General features: G+C 56.7%; 17 protein-coding genes and 1 pseudogene. 9 read left to right on the forward strand and 9 right to left on the reverse strand.

Going from position 1 to position 16344, the window contains the following annotated elements:
• Both ACIQZK_RS09630 and groL read left to right on the forward strand, forming a co-directional pair.
• Positions 1-99: pseudogene (locus tag ACIQZK_RS09630) on the forward strand (co-chaperone GroES); the annotation flags it as partial.
• A 115-nt stretch (positions 100-214) separates the two neighbouring features.
• Positions 215-1870: a chaperonin GroEL gene (gene groL / locus ACIQZK_RS09635; protein ID WP_397575938.1), complete on the forward strand. Its 1656-nt coding sequence runs from the start codon at positions 215-217 to the stop codon at positions 1868-1870.
• A gap of 83 nt (positions 1871-1953) precedes the next feature.
• Here groL and ACIQZK_RS09640 read toward each other — a convergent pair whose 3' ends face one another.
• From ACIQZK_RS09640 to ACIQZK_RS09680, 9 genes are all read right to left on the reverse strand, one after another.
• A complete protein-coding gene (locus ACIQZK_RS09640; protein WP_397575939.1) occupies positions 1954-2346 on the reverse strand; it encodes a nuclear transport factor 2 family protein in 393 nt (130 codons plus the stop codon).
• A gap of 129 nt (positions 2347-2475) precedes the next feature.
• Positions 2476-3420, reverse strand: a complete 945-nt coding sequence (locus ACIQZK_RS09645; protein ID WP_397575940.1) for a D-2-hydroxyacid dehydrogenase — start codon at positions 3418-3420, stop codon at positions 2476-2478.
• The gene (locus tag ACIQZK_RS09650; protein WP_397575941.1) at positions 3417-3773 is read right to left on the reverse strand and encodes a hypothetical protein; all 357 of its coding nucleotides are present in this window, start codon (positions 3771-3773) and stop codon (positions 3417-3419) included. Before ACIQZK_RS09650 ends, ACIQZK_RS09645 begins: the two co-directional genes overlap by 4 nt.
• The gene (gene cysS / locus ACIQZK_RS09655) at positions 3770-5269 is read right to left on the reverse strand and encodes a cysteine--tRNA ligase (protein WP_397575942.1); all 1500 of its coding nucleotides are present in this window, start codon (positions 5267-5269) and stop codon (positions 3770-3772) included. Before cysS ends, ACIQZK_RS09650 begins: the two co-directional genes overlap by 4 nt.
• 298 nt (positions 5270-5567) lie before the next feature.
• Positions 5568-7382 (reverse strand): cobaltochelatase subunit CobT, encoded by a 1815-nt coding sequence (gene cobT / locus ACIQZK_RS09660; RefSeq protein WP_397575943.1) that lies wholly within the window; start codon positions 7380-7382, stop codon positions 5568-5570.
• Positions 7382-8578 carry an alpha/beta hydrolase gene (locus ACIQZK_RS09665; protein ID WP_397575944.1) on the reverse strand — a complete coding sequence of 399 codons (1197 nt, stop codon included), beginning with the start codon at positions 8576-8578 and terminating at the stop codon, positions 7382-7384. The genes cobT and ACIQZK_RS09665 overlap by 1 nt, the downstream gene beginning before the upstream one ends.
• The gene (locus tag ACIQZK_RS09670) at positions 8578-9114 is read right to left on the reverse strand and encodes a peroxiredoxin (protein ID WP_306061971.1); all 537 of its coding nucleotides are present in this window, start codon (positions 9112-9114) and stop codon (positions 8578-8580) included. The genes ACIQZK_RS09665 and ACIQZK_RS09670 overlap by 1 nt, the downstream gene beginning before the upstream one ends.
• A gap of 43 nt (positions 9115-9157) precedes the next feature.
• The gene (gene cobS / locus ACIQZK_RS09675; protein ID WP_395635312.1) at positions 9158-10150 is read right to left on the reverse strand and encodes a cobaltochelatase subunit CobS; all 993 of its coding nucleotides are present in this window, start codon (positions 10148-10150) and stop codon (positions 9158-9160) included.
• Positions 10151-10160: 10 nt separating this feature from the next.
• Entirely contained in the window at positions 10161-10757 is a 597-nt protein-coding gene (locus ACIQZK_RS09680) for a J domain-containing protein (RefSeq protein WP_397575945.1), read from the reverse strand.
• A 71-nt stretch (positions 10758-10828) separates the two neighbouring features.
• Between ACIQZK_RS09680 and ACIQZK_RS09685 the strand changes: the two genes are divergently transcribed.
• From ACIQZK_RS09685 to thiL, 7 genes are all read left to right on the forward strand, one after another.
• Positions 10829-11137, forward strand: a complete 309-nt coding sequence (locus tag ACIQZK_RS09685) for a BolA family protein (RefSeq protein ID WP_397575951.1) — start codon at positions 10829-10831, stop codon at positions 11135-11137.
• Entirely contained in the window at positions 11130-11648 is a 519-nt protein-coding gene (locus tag ACIQZK_RS09690) for a hypothetical protein (RefSeq protein ID WP_397575946.1), read from the forward strand. Before ACIQZK_RS09685 ends, ACIQZK_RS09690 begins: the two co-directional genes overlap by 8 nt.
• A 141-nt stretch (positions 11649-11789) precedes the next feature.
• A complete protein-coding gene (locus ACIQZK_RS09695) occupies positions 11790-12704 on the forward strand; it encodes an alpha/beta fold hydrolase (protein WP_397575947.1) in 915 nt (304 codons plus the stop codon).
• Positions 12705-12808: 104 nt separating this feature from the next.
• A complete protein-coding gene (hisG, locus tag ACIQZK_RS09700) occupies positions 12809-13465 on the forward strand; it encodes an ATP phosphoribosyltransferase (RefSeq protein WP_397575948.1) in 657 nt (218 codons plus the stop codon).
• Positions 13452-14741, forward strand: a complete 1290-nt coding sequence (gene hisD, locus ACIQZK_RS09705) for a histidinol dehydrogenase (RefSeq protein WP_397575949.1) — start codon at positions 13452-13454, stop codon at positions 14739-14741. The genes hisG and hisD overlap by 14 nt, the downstream gene beginning before the upstream one ends.
• On the forward strand, positions 14738-15199 hold the full coding sequence (gene nusB / locus ACIQZK_RS09710; protein ID WP_395628588.1) for a transcription antitermination factor NusB: 462 nt from the start codon (positions 14738-14740) through the stop codon (positions 15197-15199). The genes hisD and nusB overlap by 4 nt, the downstream gene beginning before the upstream one ends.
• 93 nt (positions 15200-15292) lie before the next feature.
• Entirely contained in the window at positions 15293-16210 is a 918-nt protein-coding gene (gene thiL, locus ACIQZK_RS09715) for a thiamine-phosphate kinase (protein ID WP_397575950.1), read from the forward strand.
• Positions 16211-16344 lie beyond the last annotated feature (134 nt).

A 16344-nucleotide genomic window follows, 5' to 3' on the forward strand; every position in this document is an offset into this window, starting at 1 on the left:
AAGATCCTGTTCGGCAAATGGTCGGGCACCGAAGTCAAGATCGACGGTGAAGACCTGTTGATCATGAAGGAATCGGATATCTTGGGAATCGTTTCCTAAACGCACCACCGGTTCGTCATCCTGAACTTGTTTCAGGATAACGCACTGTCCCCCCGTTATCCTGAAACAAGTTCAGGATGACGACCGATTTGAAATTTGAAGAAGGAAAAATATCATGGCTGCTAAAGACGTGAAATTCGGCCGCGATGCGCGTGAACGCATCCTGCGCGGCGTAGACATTCTTGCTGACGCTGTAAAAGTAACGCTTGGTCCAAAGGGCCGTAACGTTGTTATCGACAAAAGCTTTGGCGCACCACGCATCACCAAGGACGGCGTTAGCGTCGCCAAGGAAATCGAACTGAAAGACAAGTTCGAAAATATGGGTGCACAGATGGTCCGCGAAGTTGCTTCGAAGACCAACGACATTGCCGGTGACGGCACAACCACTGCAACCGTTCTGGCCCAAGCGATCGTTCGCGAAGGCATGAAGTCGGTTGCAGCGGGCATGAACCCAATGGACCTGAAGCGCGGAATCGACACTGCGGTAAACGCGGTTGTTGCTGACCTTGTAAAGCGTTCGAAGCCAGTTGCTGGTTCTTCGGAAATCGCACAGGTCGGTACGATCTCTGCAAATGGTGAAGCTGAAATCGGTAAGATGATTGCAGACGCCATGGAGAAGGTCGGCAAGGAAGGCGTTATCACCGTCGAAGAAGCTAAGGGCCGTGAAAGCGAGCTCGAAGTTGTCGAAGGTATGCAGTTTGACCGTGGTTACCTGTCGCCATATTTCATCACCAACACCGAAAAGATGTCGGTCGAGTTGGACAACCCATATATCCTCATCCACGAAAAGAAGCTCGGCAACTTGCAAGCCATGTTGCCAATCCTCGAAGCTGTGGTGCAGTCGGGTCGTCCATTGCTCATCATCGCTGAAGATGTTGAAGGTGAAGCGCTTGCAACTTTGGTCGTCAACAAGCTGCGTGGCGGCTTGAAGATTGCTGCGGTTAAGGCACCTGGCTTTGGCGATCGTCGCAAGGCGATGCTGGAAGATATCGCGATCCTCACCAAGGGTGAAATGATCAGCGAAGATCTGGGCATCAAGCTTGAAACCGTTACCTTGGGCATGCTCGGCCAAGCCAAGCGCGTCACCATCGACAAGGACAACACCATCATCGTCGACGGTGCTGGCGAAACCGATGCGATCAAGGGCCGCGTAGAAGCGATCCGTGCGCAAATCGAAAACACGACCAGCGATTATGACCGTGAAAAGCTGCAAGAGCGTTTGGCGAAACTCGCCGGCGGTGTTGCCGTGATCAAGGTCGGTGGTTCGACCGAAGTTGAAGTGAAAGAGCGCAAGGACCGCGTTGATGACGCGCTGCACGCAACCCGCGCAGCCGTTGAAGAAGGCATCGTCCCAGGCGGCGGTACTGCACTTCTGTATGCAACGAAGGCTCTCGACGGCCTCAAGGGCGTCAATGACGACCAGACACGTGGTATCGACATCATCCGCAAGGCGATTGTTGCTCCATTGCGTCAAATCGCAGCCAACGCCGGATATGACGGTGCAGTTGTCTCGGGCAACCTGCTTCGTGAAAACGACGAAACCATGGGCTTCAACGCATCAACCGATGTGTATGAAAACCTCGTAGCCTCGGGCGTTATCGACCCAACCAAGGTTGTCCGTACAGCGTTGCAAGACGCGGCATCGGTTGCTGGTCTGTTGATCACCACCGAAGCTGCAATTTGTGATGCGCCAGAAGATAAGGCTGCTGGCGCCGGCGGCATGCCAGGCGGCATGGGCGGAATGGGCGGCATGGGCGGTATGGACTTCTAATAGTCCAACGCTCGGCGCATGCTGAAATACGAAGGGCCGGTGGGGAAACTCACCGGCCTTTTTTGCGCGGTGTGGCTAGGAAATCAGCCCGACATTTGCTGCAGCATCTCGCCCATTTTCTGGTGGAGCATATTCATTGCCTTCAACGGCCGAACCATGACCTTGAAATGGGTGATGAGGCCATCATCATCGCAGCTGATCATATCGATGCCATTGATCGCGATCCCGTCGATCACGGTTTGGAATTCAAGAATGGCGCTGTTTTCGCGGTGCCATTCGCCGACATAGGCAAATTCGGCATTGCCCAGCGTGTGGCCAGCGGCAGCGAGATATTTGGCGGTGATTGCCTTGCCCACTTGCGGTGAGTGGACAACCGGGCTTTCGAAAACACAATCGTCGTGCAGGACGGCGGAGATAGCCGTTGCATCGCGTGACAGGGCAACTTTGTGCCAGATTTCGGCGGGGTTATGGGGCATGTCGTGTTCTCCTATACCGTAAGTGCTGAGCCTGTCGAAGCACGCCTGTCGGGGGTGGCGCCACAACCGATAAGCGCCCTTCGACGGACGCAGCCGCTTTGCAGCTGCTGCTCAGGGCTACGGTGGTTGTTAATAGCCAAGGTCTAAATTCACCATTGGCTCCAACGGCGCACCTTGGCGGTAGCGCTCCAGATTTTCGAAGAAGCGTGTTGCGGAACGCACGAACATCTTGTCCTGCGCGCGGCCCGACAGGTGCATGGTGACATGCGCGTTATCAAGGCTCCACAAAGGGTGATCGGCGGGCAAGGGTTCTGGCGTCGTCACATCGAGGAAGGCATTGGCGATTTGCTTGTCCTGTAACGCGGTGACCAATGCGTCTTGGTCAATCACGGAACCGCGCGCGATGTTGATGAGCGTTGCGCTATTCTTCATCGCGGCAAGTTCGTCTGCGCCAATCATGCCGTCGGTTTCCGCGGTGGCGGGAACGGCAAGGATGATCCAGTCAAAATCGCCCAATTGCGCGCGCCATTGATCGGGCGTCAGCGTGTTTGGACCCGCCGAGCGGCGCACAATGGTGACATCGACGCCAAAGGGCTTCAGCCGCTCTTCAATCAGCTTGCCAATCGCGCCATAGCCCAGCAGCAAAGCCTTCGAACCGAACAGTTCAACCTTGCCGGGCGAATCGAGCAGCCATTCGCGGCGTTCCTGCGCACGGACAACTTCGCGATAGTTCTTCGCGACGGTCAGCATGCCCATGACGACATATTCGGCGATGGTGATCGCGTTAATGCCTGCGCCATTGGTGACAACGCAGCCCTGCGCCTTCAACTGCGCCAGCGGCATGCCGTCGACGCCGGCATAAATGCTGTTCAGCCATTTCATGTTGGTGGCAGCATTGATGACCGTGGCCATATCGCCCTTGTCATACATGTCGAACCAGCCAATCTCCGCCTGCGGCGCGAGGGCAAGCGCCTCTTCCTTCGACATGAAGAAATGCGGCTCGATCCAATCGGGCAAGCGGGGTTCAATGAGGGGGCGCACAAGGCCCGACATTACAAGTTTCGTTTTGGTCATGCGGCAAATGCCTTCCAAGTGACAAAGATTAAGAACGGGATGCCGACAAGATCGGTGATCGCAATGGTTTTCAGCGCGGGCGGGGAGCCAGCAGACCAATAGAGTATCAAGAATGACACCATGCTGACGCCGACGCCAACGCTGGCCATGCGGCGGCTCGCAGGGTCAAACGCGGCCCAGACAGCAAGCAGAAAGATAACGAGGAACAACGCGGCGCGATGATGCAGCAACAGAAACAAGGGGTTATCGCTAGCGACGCGGTAAAGCTGCCCGATCATCGCCGGACGGAACAGCGCCAGCGCGGGCAACGCGTGGATAGCCGCAAGGATGAGCCAGGCAATTTTCAGCATCATATATCCAACTTCCAATCCCAACCAAGCGGATCGCCGTCCATGACTTCAACGCCTTTGGCGATGAGGTCGTCGCGGATGGCGTCGGACTTGGCGAAGTCTTTTTCGGCGCGCGCGTCTTTACGTGCGGTGAGGGCGGTTTCGATTTCGGCTTCGGTGATCACGGCGGCTTTGGGGCGGACACGGAGGTCTTTGCGGGTGAGGGTCATCAGGTTAAGGCCGAGGACGTTGTCCATCTCGGCGATAGCTGCGCATTGTTCGTTAATGTCGATTTTTTTGAGACTGATCAGCGTTTCCAGCGCGGTTATTGCGATAGCAGTATTTAGGTCGTCTTCGACTGCAGTGGTGAAGTCTTTAAGCGTCACCGAAATAGCCGGAGCAACGTCACCCTGAACTTGTTTCAGGGTCCATGTATCAGCCTCAACCATCGGTTTGTGGGGCACGATGGATGCTGAACCAAGTTCAGCATGACGTGCTTTAAGGTTTGAGACCCCCATCACCATCCGCTTCAGTCTCACAAACGCCGCTTGCAAACCCTCCCAGCTAAACTCCAGTTCGCTGCGGTAATGCGCTTGCAGGCACATCAGGCGGTAGGCGAGGGGGTGGAAGCCTTTGTCGATCAGCAATTGCACGCGCAGGAATTCGCCCGATGATTTGCTCATCTTGCCGCTGCGTTCGATCAGGAAATTATTGTGCATCCAAAATCGTGCGCCGCTGTGGTCACTGCCGCAGCGCGCCTGATTTTGTGCAATTTCATTGGGGTGGTGGATTTCGCGATGGTCGATGCCGCCGGTGTGGATGTCGAACGGCAGGCCAAGCAGCGCCTCTGACATGACCGAGCATTCCAGATGCCAGCCCGGCGCGCCTTTGCCCCATGGGCTGTCCCATTCCATTTGCCGCGTTTCGCCCGCTGGCGTCTTGCGCCAAATGGCAAAGTCGGCGGCGTGGCGTTTGCCTTCGACCTCTTCGATGCGGCCCTCTCCGTCCTCGGTCTTGGCGCGGGCCAATGCGCCATAATTGGCAACGGTCGAGGTGTCGAAATACAGGCCCGATTCCAGTTCGTAGCAATGCTTGTCGGCAATGCTTTCCGCATAGGCGATCATTGCGGGCACATATTCGGTCGCGATGGACCAATGCGCGGGCTGACGGATGTTCAGCGCCTTGATGTCATCCCAATAAGCTTGCGTGTAATGCTTTGCGATGTCCCAGATTGACTGTGCTTTTTCCGCCGCCATTTTCTCCATCTTGTCTTCGCCCGCATCGGCGTCGTCGGTCAGGTGGCCGACATCGGTGATGTTGATGACATGGGTGAGCTTATAGCCTTTATATGACAGCACCCGGCCAAGCGTGTCGGCAAAAACATAGGCGCGCATGTTGCCGATGTGCGGATAATTATACACCGTCGGGCCGCAGGTATAGACGCGCGCCTCGCCAGCGTGGACGGGTGTGAAGGTTTCCAGTTGCCGGGTCAGGCTGTTGAAGAGTTTAAGCTCGGACATGGATTGGCGATGCTGGAAATGGGTGCGTAGGTCAACCCACCTCCAATCTCTCAAAGTCACCCTGAACTTGTTTCAGGGTCTTACTTTGTCCACCGCCGTAAAAAAGTAAGATGCTGAAACAAGTTCAGCATGACGGTGATGAAAGCTTAAAAGGGCCGAATATCAGTGTTGCGCTGCAGTCGAGATGCGCCCTTCGACGGACGCAGGCGCTGCCTGCTGCTCAGGGCTGCGGTAATATTAAAACCCGTCCCAACGGATGGCTTGCCCACGCCGCGGCGTAGCTGTGTGAAAGGCAAGCCTATTCCTCGTCAAACAACCCGGCGAGTTGTTCGATCATCGTGCCGCCCAATTGTTCGACGTCCATGATGGTGACCGCGCGTTTGTAATAACGGGTGACGTCATGGCCGATGCCGATCGCGACCAATTGCACAGGCGATCGTGTTTCGATCATCTCGATAACCTTGCGCAAATGCTGTTCCAGATAGCCGCCATGGTTGACCGACAAGGTGCTGTCATCAACGGGCGCGCCGTCCGAAATCACCATTAGGATGCGGCGGTCTTCGGCGCGGGCGATCAGGCGGTTGTGCGCCCAGAGCAAAGCTTCGCCGTCGATATTCTCTTTCAGCAAGCCTTCGCGCATCATCAGGCCAAGGTTGCGCTTGGCATGACGCCATGGCTCATCGGCTTTTTTGTAGACGATGTGGCGCAAGTCGTTGAGGCGGCCGGGCATGGGTTGCCGTCCAGCCGCAAGCCAATCTTCACGCGCTTGGCCGCCTTTCCACGCACGGGTGGTGAAGCCCAAAATTTCGGTTTTAACGCCGCAACGTTCCAACGTGCGCGCCAATATGTCGGCGCTGATCGCGGCGATGCTGATTGGCCGTCCGCGCATCGATCCGCTGTTGTCGATAAGCAAGGTCACAACCGTGTCGCGGAAATCGGTTTCGCGTTCGATCTTGTACGACAGCGAGCTGCCCGGCGACACCACGATGCGCGCGAGCCGCGCTGCGTCGATCATACCTTCTTCCTGATCGAAATCCCAACTGCGGTTTTGCTGCGCCATCAGGCGGCGTTGCAGACGGTTGGCGAGCTTTGTCACCACCGATTGCAGGTTGGACAATTGCTGGTCGAGATAGGCGCGCAGCCGGTTCAGCTCTTCTTCGTCGGCAAGCTCGGTCGCGGTGATGGTCTCGTCATATTTGGTCGACCAGATTTTGTAATCGCTTTGCGGCAGATGATCCCAATTGCGGCGCTGCGGGGTGACGGGTTGCATACCGTCATCGCCCATTTCGCCGTCGGCGCCGTCCTGATCGTCCATATCCTCGCCGTCATAATCGGCCTCGGTTTCTTCGCCTTCGCCCTGTTGTGGTTCAGCGCGCGCTTCGGCTTGGCCAGCTTCGCCTTCGCCATCATCGTCGCTGTCGCCATCTTGGTCTTGGCTGTCCTCGGCATCATCGCCGCCTTCATCGGCGTCTGACGGATCAATATCGCCTTCGGTCAGGTTCAGATGCTCCAGCATCGATTGCGTGAGCGCGGCAAATGCACCCTGATCATCAAGCGCGAGGGCAAGTGCATCAAGGTCGCGGCCTGCCTTTTCCTCAATCCAGCCGCGCAGCATATCGACGCCTGCAACCGCCGCGTCAGGTATAGCTGCGCCCGTCAGGCGTTCGCGGACGATGAGCGATAATGCGGTCGAAATAGGCACTTCGTCAGCGGACTGCGCGCGGCTGATCGGGTCGGTGCGCAATTTGAGTTCAAGCGCGTGGCCCAGATTTGCGGCGATGCCCGCCATGTTGCGGGAACCCAATGCCTCAACGCGCGCGTTTTCCACCGCGTCAAATGCTGCACCCGCAATGACTTCGGATGGACGCAAGGCGGCATGCCGCGCGGCATTATGGTGCTTGATCTTCAGTGAGAAGCTGTCGGCAAAGCCACGTGCTTCGGCGACTTGCTCAGGCGGCAACAACCGGCCGGGCATGGGCACTTTGAAATTTTTGCCCGCTTGCGTCGGGGCGTCGGCGGTGAACGCAAGTTCAATCTCCGGCTCATGCGCGAGCGCGCGGGCCGTGCCGGTCAGGACTTGTTTGAACTGTTCAAGTGGAGATTCGTTCGCCATCAATCCGCCACCCGCTTACATGCCGCTGCAATATCTTCTTTCGTCGGCTTCACCGGCGCGCGCAGCGTAAAGACATGCGCTTGCGCAGTGGCCACGCGATCTTCGGTTGTCCGCGCGCCATTCACGACAGCCGCAAAATCCTTGCACACGGCAAGGCTGCGCAAATAATCGCTATGGCCAGCGCCGCCGCCCGATACGTCGGTGGTGTCAATGATGGTAAAGCCCGTTTTGGCAGGCTCTGTCTGATATTTTGTCTTTGTCGCAAAGCAACGCTGAGGCAGTCCTTTGGCCTTCAAATCCTTGGCTTCGAACGGACTGAAGCAATAAGGCGATCCCAGGCGCGGATAGCCATGCACAGCGCGTGACACGGCAAGTGCCCGGTCGCTGAGAGAAGCGTAGACGGTCACGCGCCGGTCGTTGTTGACGCGGCGGGCGGCCAACACTTCTTCAGCGATATCGCGTTCGAAATCTTCACGATCAACATCAGGTGAGGCCAATATGATATTGGAAATATTGCTGGAATCCGCATTGCTTGATGTGCGGTCGACATATTCCACGGCAGGCGTGACAAGCCGTGCGCCAAGCGAATGCGAGACAATCACGATTTCCTTGACCCATTCGGCTCGCGCCAATTTGGTCAGGAAGTTCCGGAAATTGCGCTCGTCCCAATACATGTTGGTTTCATCGACGGCGTAGCTCAACAGATTGCCCTGTGATGGCCAGCTATAATGGATAATCGGGCCGTCAAAATTGCTCATCGCGCCAATCTGGACGGCGTCGCGCGCGGTGGTTTGCAATTTTTCGCGATAGCCATGCACATATAAAAGGACGCGGCCGTTGCGCAGGTTTGCGGCATCACGCAGGCCATCCCACCATGCGTCTTCCGGCTGAAACGCGACAGGCACCACCAACTGCTTGTCGCCCTTGGCAGGCTTGATCGTTTCTGGCGGCGAGAACCGGCCAAATCGAACGCGGTCGGCGCGATGGTTGGTCAGTTTGATAGTGTCGCCACGACAATCGGGCAGGCGGCTGGTGACGATGAAATAATCTTTTTCGTTGACCGATGCGCTGTCATTTTGCGCCGGGTTACAGCGCGGGTTTTCCGCGAGCACATTGTGCGGAATGTCGCCATATTCGACAGCCACGGTGCAGCCAGCCAGCAGCATCGGCAAAAGGAGAAGGGGAGCTTTGCGCATTATTTCCCTTTAGGATTGGCTGCGCGCCATGCCTTTACCGCGTTCAGTGCGCCGGACACATGTCCCTTCACGCCCAGTTCGGAATAGGCGAACAACACCTTTCCATCAGGCGCAATCACATAAGTCGTGCGGTTCGATCCGCCCATGATGGGCAGGCTGACCTTATAGTTTTTGATGACGGGTTTGGACGCGATACCAACGGTGAATTTGTTGCGGCAAGCCTCCACCGAAAAACGCTTCAACGTGTCGATATTGTCCGCCGACATGCCAATGATCGATGCGCCATAGGCTGCAAAGTCATCGGCTGCTTCGGAAAATTCATGCGCCTCAACGGTGCAGCCCGATGTGAATGCCTTGGGATAGAAATATAAAACGACAGGGCCGCGTTTCAGGGCCTTGTTCAAATTATAGCTATATACATCGCCCGCCAAAACAGCCTGCGTGGTGAAATCGGTTGCGCGTGTGCCGGGCTTGAGCGCAGCGAATGCAGGCGATGCGCTAAGTGCGAGCGCCAGAATAAGAGCAGTGCGTTTCATAAATGGTCCCTTCAACGGTGTTTCGGCGAAATGGCCAACGTGCTTACGACTTTCCAACAACGCTTTCGGGCAGATCCTGACCAAAGACGCGCTGATAATATTCTGCGACCAAAGCGCGTTCGGCATCGTCACATTTGTTGAGGAACGACAGGCGGAAAGCAAAACCGACATTTTTGAAAATGGCGGTGTTTTGGGCCCATGTGATGACGGTGCGTGGGCTCATGACCGTTGAAATATCGCCATTGATAAAGCCCTGACGCGTCATTTCGGCGACCTTCACCATGTTGGCGACGGTTGCGGCATCGGTACCCGATGCCTTGGCCAAAACGATTTCGCTTTCGACCTGCGCAGGCAGATAGTTCAGGCCAACGACAATGTTCCAGCGGTCCATCTGACCCTGGTTGATCGCTTGCGTGCCGTGATACAGCCCGCTTGTGTCGCCAAGGCCAACGGTGTTGGCCGTCGCGAACAGGCGGAAATATGGGTTCGGGCGAATGACGCGGTTCTGGTCAAGCAACGTCAGCTTGCCCTCGGTCTCCAACACGCGCTGGATCACGAACATAACGTCCGGACGGCCGGCGTCATATTCGTCGAACACCAAAGCGGTCGGTGTCTGCAGCGCCCAAGGCAACAGGCCTTCGCGGAATTCAGTGACTTGCTGCCCATCGCGCAGAACGATCGCATCGCGGCCGATAAGGTCGATACGGCTGATATGCGCGTCGAGGTTGATACGGATGCACGGCCATTTCAAACGCGCGGCGACCTGTTCGATATGCGTCGATTTACCTGTGCCATGGTACCCCTGAACCATCACGCGGCGGTTATGGGCAAAGCCAGCAAGGATCGCGAGCGTGGTGTCGGGGTCAAAGACATAGCTGTCGTCGGTGTCAGGGACGCGCTCATCGGCAACCGAAAAAGCAGGACATTCCATGTCGACGTCGATGCCAAACATTTCGCGCACGCTGACCATCTTGTCAGGTGCGGCAAGGATGGTCGTGTCGCTGCTGTTGGGCTGGATATTTGGAATGTCAGTCATGTCGTTCTCGTCAAATAAAGGCGGGCGATGTTTTAAGGTGCGTATAGGCAGCAATGACGTCTTGCAAAGCCTTTTCATAAGACCGGTTGCCGCCATTTTTGTCAGGATGATAGGCGCGAACCTTGGCCGAATAGGCGCTACGTAAGGCGCGCCTATCCGCATCCTCGCCAAGCCCTAGCGTCTTGAGCGCTTTGCGGTCCTCAGGCGACAGGAACTGCCCGTCGGCGCGTTCCTTGGGCATGCGTGATCGGAAACGGGTGGATATCGCATCCAACGGGTCTTTAAAGTCCGCCCATTTGGGCGGCGAATCGACGCTACCATTGGCACGAAAGGCACGGGTTTCGCTTGGCCACACATTTATCGGGCTTTGCGCTTCCATGATTTCTTCGGCGGTCATGCCCGCGAACCAGTTATAGCCTGCATTAAACTGACGGACATGTTCAAGGCAGAGATATTGATAGTCGCCGGGGCCGTTGGCCGACGCAAGCTGACCATGCGGGTCAGGCGCGCGAAATTCACCTGCCTCACGGCAGTGCGGATGCGCGCAATGCCGCTGCGCACCGCGAACGCGGCCGTGAAATCGGTCAAAGGGCTGCCGCGAATCCATAATTCCCCTTGGCGAAAAACTGCGGATATGGGAATACAGAGCTTATGGAAAAAGGCCCTGCACATATTGAAATGGAAACGCTGCTGACCGCAGCATTTGCGCCCACGCACCTCGCGGTCATCAACGACAGCGCAAAGCATCATGGCCATAGCGGCGACGATGGCTCGGGTGAATCGCACTTCACCGTGGAAATAGAGAGCGCTGCATTTGCGGGCGTGTCCCGCCTGATGCGGCAGCGGATGGTGAACAAGGCGCTGGGTGATATTCCGGGCACGCGCGTCCATGCGCTGGCGATCAAGGCTAGTGCACCGGGCGAACAGCCGCTAGCCCAAAGTGCAAACGAAACGACTGTCCAACGTGGGAGAGACGAAAATGCCTAAGCTGACCTATGCCGTTCTGATCGCTGGCCTATGCGCGTCATCAGCGCATGCAGCCGAAACGACCGTCAATCGTCCCAAAGTCTATAGCGACATCGTTGCATGCCGTGCCTTGGCAGATGCCGCTGCGCGCTTGCAATGCTTTGACGCGGCCAGCAAGTCGTTGGAGGAGGCAACCGAAAGCCGGCAGGTCGTGTTGCTTGATCAAGGCGAAGTACGGAAAACCAAGCGATCGCTATTTGGTTTCTCCTTGCCCAAAATTCCGTTCTTCGGCGAAAGCGACGAGGAGCAGGACGAGGAGTTCAAGCAGATTGAGGGCGAGATCGACGGTATTCAAGCACTTAACAACGGTCGGTATCAGTTTACGGTTCAAGACGCTGGCACATGGCAAACCACCGAAGGCAGTTGGCTTATTCTGAAGAACGGGCAACAGTTCAAAATCAAGCGTGGCGCGGTCGGCAGCTATATGTTGGTAGTTAACGGCAGAGCGATGCGCGTTAAGCGCGTTAACTAAAGTCAAGGCTGGCGCATTATATGCCGGACAAAAGTGTAGAGATGTTCGCGCTAGTGCAGATTTCTAACAACAAAATGGGCGTGTTTGCATTTAGAAAAATATGCGGTTCGCTAACTGTCGCAACTCAATAAGGCAAAAATCATGACCGAACTAAACCATCACCGTTTTTCCCTTTCAACCGGGATTGAAATGGATGCGTTTACGGCAGGTGATCCTGCCAACCCGGCGATTATATTCTTGCACGGATTTCCGGAATCGCACCGCACATGGCGGCACCAGATGGCCCATTTTTCGGACCGGTTTTTCTGCATTGCGCCGGATCAGCGCGGCTATCGCAATTCATCAAAGCCGCAAAATGTTGATGCCTATACGGCGGACAAGTTGACCGCGGATATCTTTGCCCTGGCCGACGCGCTTGGCATCCAAAATTTCATCATTGCGGGACATGATTGGGGCGGCGCGATTGCATGGAGTGTTGCGTTAAATGGTCAGCCGGGCGGACCTAACCCCGCATGGGCAGGCCGCGTGACCCGCGCAATCATCGCCAATGCGCCGCATCCCTATCTGTTCCAGCGGCTGATGATTAACGACATGCAGCAGCGGGCAGCCAGCCAGTATATCCGTGCGTTCCGTGACCCCGCAAATGATGCTGTGGTGCGTGAGGCTGGCTTAACCGGTTTGCTGTTGAAGACAATTAGCTGGGATAAGCCAAGCGCCATGGAGCCCGAAGAGCGGGCTGCGTTGCTGAAAGATTGGCAAGACCGCGATGCGTGCTTTGGCATGCTCAATTGGTACCGCGCATCGGCAATATATGTGCCAGCGATGGATGAAGACGCCGAAATGCCTGCCTTTGCCGCAGGCGACTTTCCGACGCTGATGATCCCGACGTTGATTGTCTGGGCGATGGATGACCTCGCGCTGCCCGCAAGTAACATCGACGGCATCGAAAAATTGGTGCCACATGTGACAATCGCCCCCGTCGAGGATTGCGGCCATTTTGTCATCTGGGAACAACCGGACGCGGTGAATGCGGCCATGGATGCTTTTTTAAACTGACATCCAAAGCGGTTGAACGGAACCTGGCGATCGTGAAATCGACGGGCAAATAGGGCTTCTGCCATATTGCCCTTTCTGCGTGCGGCCCCTAAAGCCCGGGCATTGTGACTGAACGCATCATCTTTGCAATCCCCAAGGGACGGATTCTCGACGAGGCTTTGCCGCTTATGCAAGCGGCGGGTATTGAGCCTGAGCCTGCGTTTTTTGACGAGAGCAGCCGCGCGTTGCTTTTTGCGACCAACAATCCCGCGATCAGCATCATTCGCGTGCGCGCTTTTGATGTCGCGACCTTTGTAGCGCATGGCGCGGCGCATATCGGCATTGTCGGTTCCGACGTGATCGACGAATTTGATTATTCGGAGCTGTACGCACCCGTTGATCTTGGCATTGGCCGCTGCCGCATTTCGGTTGCGATGCCGCAGGGCGCGGTTGACGATGTTCAGGCAGGGCATATTCGCGTCGCAACCAAATATCCGGCGACCACCGCGCGTTATTATCATGCGCGCGGTATTCAGGCGGAATGCGTCAAGTTGAACGGTGCCATGGAGTTGGCGCCTTCGCTTGGCCTTTCGGGACGCATTGTCGATCTCGTGTCGTCGGGCAAGACGCTCGCGGAAAATGGCTTGGTCGAAACGGCGATTATCTCGCAAGTTTCGGCACGGCTGATCGTCAATCGGGCGGCCTTTAAAATGTTGAGCGGCACGATTCCTGCGTTGGTGCAGACATTTCGGGAATTGTCGGGCGCACGTGCAGCGGCTTAACGCATCCGACGCGGGCTTTGCTGACGCATTTGATGCGCTGGTAAACGGCCGGCGTGAGGCGGATGCCGATGTCTCCAGCGTTGTCACGCAAACCATCCGCGATGTCCGTACGCGCGGCGATGTGACTTTGGCCGAAATGACCCAGCGGTTTGACGGCTTTGACCTGAATGCCGCCGGATGGCATATTGATGCGGCCCAGTGCAAGGCGGCCTATGAGGCCCTTGCGCCCGATTTGCGCGATGCGCTGACGCTCGCGGCCAAGCGGATCGAGGCCTATCACAAGGCGCAGTTGCCCGAAAACCGGGATTATCGCGATGCCGACAATGTGCGTTTGGGCGCGCGTTGGTCGGCGGTTGATGCGGCTGGGGTCTATGTGCCCGGTGGCCGTGCAGCCTATCCATCGTCCGTACTGATGAATGCGATCCCTGCAAAGGTTGCGGGGGTAGAGCGCATTGTCATGGTCACGCCAACGCCCGGCGGAGAGACGAACCAAACGGTTATGGCGGCGGCCTATCTGGCTGGTGTCGACGAAATCTGGCGCGTCGGCGGCGCGCAGGCGATTGCCGCGCTCGCTTATGGGACGGAGCGTATTCGCCCCGTTGACGTCATTACCGGCCCCGGAAATGCTTGGGTCGCCGAAGCCAAGCGTCAGCTTTATGGCGTGGTCGGCATCGATATGGTTGCCGGCCCTTCCGAAATATTGGTGGTCGCCGATGCGAAGAACGACCCTGAATGGATCGCCGCAGACCTGTTAAGCCAAGCCGAGCATGATCCGACCAGCCAATCGATTTTGTTCACCGATGACGCCGGTTTTGCCGACACAGTCGCCAAAGCCGTTGATGCCCAGATTGCAACACTCGCAACCGGCGCAGTTGCACGGCAGAGCTGGGATGATTTTGGCGCGATAATCCTCGTCGATGATCTGGAAGGCGCGATGCCGCTGGTCAACCGCTTGGCTGGTGAGCATTTGGAGCTTGCGGTGGATGATGACCGCGCCGAACGGCTTTTCGATCTGGTGCGGCACGCAGGCTCGGTTTTCTTGGGCCGTATGACGCCAGAGGCGATTGGCGATTATGTCGCGGGGCCAAACCATGTGTTACCCACGGGACGCCGCGCGCGATTTGCATCGGGCCTGTCGGTTCTCGATTTCATGAAGCGCACCAGTTTTATCGCGCTCGATAAAGCCGCCATCAATGCTATAGGTCCGGCAGCGGCAACGCTTGCCGATGCCGAAGGTTTACCCGCCCATGCGGCGAGTGTCAGGAAAAGATTATGAGTGCCAATAACGCAAGTGCGAAATCAAAATCCCGTTCGGCAGCGCGTCTCGCGTCGGTGCAGGCGCTGTACCAGATGGATATGGAAAATATCGGCATTGCCCGCCTTTTGAATGAATTCCATTCGCACCGTTTGGGGCAGGAAATTGAAGACGCGCAATATGCCGATGCCGATGCCGACTTTTTCGACGACGTTGTATCTGGCGTTGATGCCCGCCGCGAAGAAATTGACCTGCTCGTTGATGCAAAGCTTGGCGAACAATGGAAGATGGGCCGTCTGGACAAGACGATGCTTCAGCTATTGCGTTGTGGCACCTATGAATTGATTGCGCGCCCTGATGTTCCCACGGCGACGGTGATCGACGAATATCTCGACGTCGCGCACGCCTTTTTTGATAAAAAGGATGCGAAGTTCGTCAATGGTTTACTGGATGCCGTGGCGAAAGATGTTCGGGCATAGGCCCAGTATCGTCGTCCTGAACTTGTTTCAGGACCACGTGCTGCGGTTGCTTGTTATCCCGAAACATGTTCGGGATGACGAACTGGAATTTATATGACCACCGAATCCGCCTTCATCAATATATTGCGCGGCTTTGCGAAAGACCCTGCGGCGCGTGGGCTTCTGGATGACGCTGCGGTCGTTGAAGTCGGCGACAGCTGCCTGATCATCACGCACGACATGATGGCCGAAGATGTGCATTTCAGGTCCAATGCAAATCCCGCCGATGTCGCGTGGAAATTGGTCGCGTCGAACCTGTCCGACCTCGCGGCGAAGGGGGCTTCGCCCATTGGCGTGCTGCTTGGCTTCATGCTTGGTGATGATGATTGGGACAGGGCATTTGCCGCCGGTCTGGAAAAGGTGCTTGGCCATTATGGCGTGGCCTTGCTTGGCGGGGATACCGTTTCCAATCGCGGTGACAAGCGCGCGCTTGGCCTAACCGCGCTCGGTCTCGCGACCAATCGCCCTGTGCCTTCACGCGCGGGCGCGCAAGTCGGGGATATCGTGTACGTTACCGGAACATTGGGCGATGCACTGGCCGGGTTTGAGCTGATCGACGCAGGCTTTGACGAGGTTGGCGCGCTTGCCGATGCGTTCAACCGGCCACAGGCGCGCTTGGCCGAAGGGCAGAAGCTTGCGCCATTTGTCCATGCGATGATGGACATATCCGACGGGCTTTTGATTGACGCAGAGCGGATGGCGACGGCCAGCAGGCTTGGCATCGAAATTGACCTGGCGTGCGTTCCCTTGTCGCCTGCTTATGTCAGCTATCGCACAGACAGCCTGGAAAGCCGAATGCAGGCCGCAAGCTGGGGCGATGATTATGAGCTTTTGTTCTGCGCGCCGGTGGACGCTCGTATAAATGTCGACGCAACCGCTGTTGGGCGCGTAATTGCGGGCGGCGGGCTGACATTATGCAACGGCGATGCACCGGTGAAGCTGCCGCCGGCGCTGGGTTATCAACATCATTGAGTGAACTGGCGGAAATGGCGGCGTTTAAGGGTTGCCATGTCCGACGATGCCGCCTTATACCCCATCCGCTTGCACTTTTCGGGAGGAAAGTGGCAACAGAAGTTGTTTTTATAAACAGGAGGGGAGAGATAATT

It is taken from the genome of Sphingorhabdus sp. (genome assembly GCF_044338195.1).
Classification (GTDB): domain Bacteria; phylum Pseudomonadota; class Alphaproteobacteria; order Sphingomonadales; family Sphingomonadaceae; genus Sphingorhabdus_B.

Coding starts and splice junctions, on each gene's coding strand:
- groL (WP_397575938.1), top strand. CDS start 215: ATGGCTGCTAAAGACGTGAAATTCGGCCGCGATGCGCGTGAACGCATC.
- ACIQZK_RS09640 (WP_397575939.1), bottom strand. CDS start 2,346: ATGCCCCATAACCCCGCCGAAATCTGGCACAAAGTTGCCCTGTCACGC.
- ACIQZK_RS09645 (WP_397575940.1), bottom strand. CDS start 3,420: ATGACCAAAACGAAACTTGTAATGTCGGGCCTTGTGCGCCCCCTCATT.
- ACIQZK_RS09650 (WP_397575941.1), bottom strand. CDS start 3,773: ATGATGCTGAAAATTGCCTGGCTCATCCTTGCGGCTATCCACGCGTTG.
- cysS (WP_397575942.1), bottom strand. CDS start 5,269: ATGTCCGAGCTTAAACTCTTCAACAGCCTGACCCGGCAACTGGAAACC.
- cobT (WP_397575943.1), bottom strand. CDS start 7,382: ATGGCGAACGAATCTCCACTTGAACAGTTCAAACAAGTCCTGACCGGC.
- ACIQZK_RS09665 (WP_397575944.1), bottom strand. CDS start 8,578: ATGCGCAAAGCTCCCCTTCTCCTTTTGCCGATGCTGCTGGCTGGCTGC.
- ACIQZK_RS09670 (WP_306061971.1), bottom strand. CDS start 9,114: ATGAAACGCACTGCTCTTATTCTGGCGCTCGCACTTAGCGCATCGCCT.
- cobS (WP_395635312.1), bottom strand. CDS start 10,150: ATGACTGACATTCCAAATATCCAGCCCAACAGCAGCGACACGACCATC.
- ACIQZK_RS09680 (WP_397575945.1), bottom strand. CDS start 10,757: ATGGATTCGCGGCAGCCCTTTGACCGATTTCACGGCCGCGTTCGCGGT.
- ACIQZK_RS09685 (WP_397575951.1), top strand. CDS start 10,829: ATGGAAACGCTGCTGACCGCAGCATTTGCGCCCACGCACCTCGCGGTC.
- ACIQZK_RS09690 (WP_397575946.1), top strand. CDS start 11,130: ATGCCTAAGCTGACCTATGCCGTTCTGATCGCTGGCCTATGCGCGTCA.
- ACIQZK_RS09695 (WP_397575947.1), top strand. CDS start 11,790: ATGACCGAACTAAACCATCACCGTTTTTCCCTTTCAACCGGGATTGAA.
- nusB (WP_395628588.1), top strand. CDS start 14,738: ATGAGTGCCAATAACGCAAGTGCGAAATCAAAATCCCGTTCGGCAGCG.
- thiL (WP_397575950.1), top strand. CDS start 15,293: ATGACCACCGAATCCGCCTTCATCAATATATTGCGCGGCTTTGCGAAA.